The 523-nt window shown below is 49.7% G+C and carries 1 protein-coding gene; it reads right to left on the bottom strand.

Going from position 1 to position 523, the window contains the following annotated elements; translation table 11 throughout:
- Positions 1-441 (bottom strand): AI-2E family transporter (locus tag R8N47_RS28275; protein WP_318186493.1); only part of this gene is annotated, 441 nt, incomplete at its 3' end.
- Positions 442-523 lie beyond the last annotated feature (82 nt).

The raw sequence follows: 523 nt of genomic DNA, 5'->3' as shown, positions 1-523 counted from the left end.
TGGTGTAGTGGTCGCGAGCGCTTTCAGCAGAGAAAACACCGTGTTGTTGCCCATCTCGTCAATGTTCATGTCACTGGCGATCTCAAGCGGCGCATTCATGTGCTCTGACGACGCTTTGGTCACTTCATTCACTTCCTGCGAAACGTTTTGGACGATGCTTGGCAACTCAGCCCACCATTGTTTCGCGGGTTCTGATATCGCCGCTAAACCGAGTATTGAAACACTCACCAATAACGTCAACGTCACCACCACGGTTATCGTGCGTGGCAGGCCTTTATCTTCAAAATAATTGATCAGCGGGCTAAACAGCAGTGCCACGAACGTACTTATCACCATAGGTAACAGCACCGGTTTGGCGAAGTAGAGCGCAGGAACAAGCAATAACACCAGCAGAGACACACCAATCACGGTATTGATGGGAAGGTTTAATTTTCCATTCATGCGCGTCCTCTACTGATGAGGTGGTAAATCGGAAGGTTGAGCCGCTTCTTCACCTGCTTCTTTTGAGGATGCAGCAGACGAC

It is taken from the genome of Vibrio sp. 2132-1 (assembly GCF_033344315.1).
Note: the sequence above shows the minus strand (reverse complement) of the source record. Positions and strands in the feature narration are given on the sequence as shown.